3 protein-coding genes are annotated in these 5,210 nt (G+C 60.2%); all 3 read left to right on the top strand.

From position 1 onward, the window contains the following. Window positions 1-83: 83 nt before the first annotated feature. Entirely contained in the window at window positions 84-1,166 is a 1,083-nt protein-coding gene (locus JNL55_RS10040) for a FecR family protein (protein ID WP_293852574.1), read from the top strand. A gap of 113 nt (window positions 1,167-1,279) precedes the next feature. After that, the gene (locus JNL55_RS10035; protein ID WP_293852572.1) at window positions 1,280-4,420 is read left to right on the top strand and encodes a TonB-dependent receptor; all 3,141 of its coding nucleotides are present in this window, start codon (window positions 1,280-1,282) and stop codon (window positions 4,418-4,420) included. 7 nt (window positions 4,421-4,427) lie between these two features. Beyond that, on the top strand, window positions 4,428-5,210 hold a 783-nt coding region (locus tag JNL55_RS10030; protein ID WP_293852571.1), incomplete at its 3' end, for an MBL fold metallo-hydrolase.

Raw genomic sequence — 5,210 nt, 5'->3', positions numbered from 1 at the left:
TGCGGAGATCACCGTCAAAAAATATCTGGCCCGCGCGCTTTTGCATTGCCGGGATGCCTGTGAAGGCGAAGGGAGGGCGCGCCTTGAGTGACCATCGTCGAGCCGGTGACAACCGCCAGATTCTGGAAGAGGCCAGCCAATGGTTCGTCGACTTCCGAAGTAAAAAAGTCGACCAGGCGCAGCGTGATCAGTTCATGCGCTGGCTCAGGCGCTCGCCCGAACATATTCGCGCTTACATCGAGATCGGCAGCTCTTATGCGAGATTGCCTGGCGCCGGCGAAGTGCAGCCGGGCGACATCGAGCGGTTGCTCGCAGCGGCCAAAGGACGCGCGAATGTGTTGCCGTTGGCAGCCCAGATCGACACGCAAGTGAACGTTGTCGAGATAGGTCGGCCGTCACTAGTCACGCCGAGACGCCGTTCGCGAGTGCGCTTGGCGGCCGCGGTCGCATTGGTGAGCGTCTGTGCGGCATTGGCCACGTGGTTCACGCTGACCCGAGCGCCGGTCTTTGCCACGCAGATTGCGGAACGACGCTCGATCACACTCAAGGATGGTTCCAGAATCGAACTCAACGCCGACAGCAGGGTTCGGATCGAGTTCAGCGATACCGAACGCGGCGTCGATCTGCTCGAAGGCCAGGCGCTGTTCCATGTCGCCAAGGACGCCAACCGGCCATTCGTCGTTCGCAGCGCAGGTGCGCAGATTCGCGCTGTAGGCACGCAGTTCGACGTCTATCGAAAGCGGCAAGACACCGTGGTTACCGTGCTCGAAGGCCGCGTCGCCGTGCTGGATCCGAAACACGCCGATCTCGATGTTTCTACCAAGACGCCTGGTGGCGATGCGCGCGTTCTGCTGCTGGTGGCCGGCGAGCAGGCCGTCATCAACTCGACCGCCGTCAAGAAACCCAAGCAGCCGAATGTCGCGGTGGCAACTGCGTGGACGCACGGTGAATACGAGTTCGATGAAACGGCGCTGGCGGACGTAGTGGCGGAGTTCAATCGTCATAGTCATCGCGCCATCGTGCTCGAATCGCCTGCCATTGCGAACTTCAAGATCAGTGGCTTGTTTTCTTTCGACGATCCCGCGTCGCTGATCCGCTTCCTGCGCAATCAACCCGAGCTCACGGTGATCGAAACGGAACGAGAGATCCGCATTCGCAAAGAATGAACAGACTGCTGCCGTATACCTTTTGCCGCGGCCCCGACTCTACTCATTGCATCGACTGCCGGTTCATACGAACGGCAGCGATACAAACATTAGAACATGGGGTAAGGGTCATCATGCGAACCACGGCTGTGGCGGCGGCGATCAGCATTGCTCTGTTGGGTGTCTCGATGGCGCAGAACGCTCATGCGCTGATTCGTAAGGCCACGAATATTCCAGAGTCGCCGCTGGGCCCGGCGCTCAGGTCGCTGGCGAAAGATCGCAAGTTGCATGTGCTGTTCCGCTCGGAACTGGTGCGAGATCTGCGCACAGCGGGCGCCGTGGGTGAGTTGACGACGGATGAGGCGCTGAACCAGCTGCTCAGTGGCACGTCACTGACATTCCAGTACCTGGACGAGAAGACGATTACGGTCGTGCCGATGGCAACGTCGTACAACGACGGCCGCGGCGAATTACTCCGAGTCGCACAGGCTGACGATACTAGCGTCGACACAGCGTCGCGCGAGCCGTCGCAGAACATCTCCGAAGTATTGGTCAGTGCGCGCAAGCCTTTCACCGAAGGCAACATGGATATTCGGCGCACGCAGGACGATGCGCAGCCCTATCAGATCATCGGCCGGGCCGAAATCGAGAAGTCGGGCGCGGCCGATGTCGAGGGTCTGTTGAAGAAGAGCCTGCCCATGAACACGGTGGCCGGCACCCACGATCAGCAGCCGATCAATGCGTCGGGCGACATCAGTCAGGTCAACTTGCGGGGCATCGGCACCAATCAAACCTTGATCCTGATCAACGGGCGGCGTACCGCCAACATCGTCTCGTTCGGCGAGACGTTGCAGCCGGACATCAAAGCCATTCCCATCGGCGCAGTAGAACGGATCGAAGTGCTGCCGGTGTCCTCATCGGCCATTTACGGCGGCAGCGCCATCGGCGGCGTGGTCAACGTGGTGCTGAAGCGAGACTACGAAGGCGGGGAAGTCAGTCTCAAGTATCGCAGTCCCTTCGATGTCGATGCGCCGGTGCGAACCGTGAATGCCAGCTATGGCTTGTCGCTCGAGGAAGGCAGAACGCACTTCATGGTCGGCGCACGCTACTCGGATGCGGAAGCGCCGCTGAGTCGAGATCGGAGCGACTACATGAATCGCGGGCGCGAACGCATTCTGCGTAACAACCCGTCTCTGTTGCTGTTGCCGTCGGCGCCGTACATCGGCGGGACCACCGGCAACATCGGCTCGGTGAATGGCCAGGATCTGGTGCTGAAGGCGCCGTATGGCGGCGGCAGTTTGGGTTCGAACATCACCTACGTTCCCGTCGGTACTTCGGCCGCGACGTCGCCGTTGGACCTGGGCGCCGGTCTGCGTGCGAATGCGAGTAGTTATAACTTTGCGCAACCGAACTCGACCGGAAGCGATGCGGGCTATGGCCTGAACTCCAGTATCCATGGCGTACCGGAGATCAAGTCGCTGATCGCCAGCGCGCGCCGGCAGATGAGCGACAACGTCAATCTGTTCTCCGAGTTCTATCACAGCGAGTACCTGGCGAGCGCTCCCCGAGTGCCGTACTCCAGCAGCCGCACCATAGTCAGCCGGTTGTCTCCGATCAATCCGTTCCAGCAGGACGTGCGCATCACGTTGCCTGGGGCGGCCGCGGATGAAGCGCAGATGGAAGTCAGGAACCGGACCACGCGTGTGACGGCAGGTGTGCTGGTCGATTTGCCCTATGATTGGCAGGTCGAGAGCGACTACACCTGGACCGAGAACCAAAGCCGCTTCCGTCACGTGCACTACATCAGAACGCTGGCGCCGGCGTTCAATTCGGGAGCGCTCAATCCGTTCGTGGACTTGTTGGCCAATCCCGTGGATCTGACGTCGTATCAGGCTCGCTACGGCGGCGATTTCCCATCGCAGCTGGAGAACATTGCGTTACGCGCCGCTGGCCCGATCGGTCGATTGCCCGCCGGCAGCCCGACGCTCGCGCTGGGGCTGGAATACCGCAAGGAGAGCATGAAGAGCGGCCGTTACTTTTGGGACTACGCGGTGTACACGGCGAACAATCTCAACTGGAACTATCTGCCCAAGTCGCAACAAGTCGCGAGTGCCTATGCCGAGTTGAAAGTGCCGCTGGTGTCTGCTGCCAACAGTGTGCCCCTGGTGCGTGAGTTGGATTTGCAGCTGTCCGGTCGTAGCGAACATTTCAAGGTGGCCACGGGCACCTCATACATTGCCAGCGCCGATGAGCCGGTGACCAAGGGCGAGGTGACCTATAGCTCGACCAATCCGACCATCGGCCTGCGCTACCGGCCGGTGGATCAGCTCATGCTACGCGCCAGCTACGCCACTGGCTTTCTGCCGCCCGACTACATCCAATTTCTCGAACCGCAGCTCGGTGGCGGTTGTACCGCCGGCCCGACATGCACGGTCAATGTGATCGATCCTCAGCGCGGCAACGAAGTGGTCGCCGTGAACTTCCTGGATGGAGGCAATCCCAACATCAAGCCGCAAAGCTCCACCAGCTGGGGCGTGGGATTGGTGTGGACACCGACATTCATCGAAGGACTGCGCGCCAATCTGGAATGGTATCGATTGGCGCTCGAAGATGTCGCGGTGACACCGACCGCGCAACAGATCGTCAATCTCGAACGTGAGTTCCCGGGCCGCGTGCGACGAGACAGCACCGGTCAGATCAGCTTGGTTGACTTCAGCTTGATCAATGCCAATCAGCTGCGCACCGAGGGCTTCGATCTGTCGCTCGACTACCAGTTCGCCGTGGAGCGACTCGGTACGTTTCAGATCTCCGCGCTGGCCACGGTGATCCGTTACTTCGACCGGCAGGCAGCGGACGCCATCGACAGCCCGTTAGAGAACATCGTCGATCAAGTTGCCAACGGCGGGCCGCTCAAGCACAAGGGCAATCTCGGGCTGAGCTGGGCGCGAGGTGCCTGGAAGCTCGATTGGCTGATGACCTATTTCGGTTCTTACGATCAGTTCGACAACGGCGGACTCACGGCTTATGTGGTGGCGCAGGGGAGCGAGAAGATTCCCAGCCAGACTTATCACGATGCAGTGATGGAGTACCGCTGGGACGAACGTGGCGGCGCGCTCGGCGCGTTGCAGTCGGGGCTGACGGTGCAGTTCGGCATCAACAATGTCTTCGACAAGACGCCGCCGATCGATGTTTATCAGAGCGTCAACGGTTACGGCAGTCCGTTCGGGGACTGGCGACTCAGGGAATATTGGGTGGCATTGAGCAAGCGTTTCTGAGGCCCGCATGAAAACGTTTTTCTTTATCCGGTGGACGTTGTCGCTACTGTTGGTGGGCATGGCTGTCGGTCAGGCCGCGCCTTTGCAAATGAAGTACCTCGGCGCCGCCGGATGGGAAATGAAAGCCGGCGAGTTGGTGGTACTGGTCGATCCCTACATCTCGCGAGTCAAGTACGGTGCCGGCCGCGACGTGAAAGACGGCAGGAAGAGCTTCGCCGACACCGACTTGCTGGCGTCCGATACCAAACTGATCGACTCGCTGATTCCCAAAGCGGATTACATCCTGATCCATCACGCGCATCCAGATCACATTCTGGACGTGCCTTACATCGCCAAGAAGACTGGCGCGCGTGTGCTTGGTACGGAGACGTCGATCAACATCCTGCGAGCGTATGGCGTGCCTGAAGAGCAGCTCTATCCGGTGCAGGGAGGCGAGGATTACCAATTCGATGGCTGGTCGGTGCGCGTGGTGCCGTCGTTGCATTCGGCGCTGATCGAGAAGCGATACTTCGATCCTCGCCGATATGGCGAGGACCTGAAGGCACCGCTGCGCTTGCTCGATCTGGCCGAAGGCGGCTCGCTGATGTTTCTATGTCGTCTCGCCGGGCGCGAAGTATTGACCATGGGCTCGATGAACTTCATCGAGCGAGAACTGCAGGGCCTGCGGCCGGACATCCTGCTCGCGGGCTCGGGCACTTCCAGGACCGAGATCTACAAGTACACCGAGCGACTGCTCAACGTTACGGGCTTGCCGCGTGTCGTGATCCCGACGCATTGGGACAATTTCTAT

This window comes from Steroidobacter sp. (assembly GCF_016790065.1).
Lineage (GTDB): Bacteria > Pseudomonadota > Gammaproteobacteria > Steroidobacterales > Steroidobacteraceae > Steroidobacter.
Note: the sequence above shows the minus strand (reverse complement) of the source record. Positions and strands in the feature narration are given on the sequence as shown.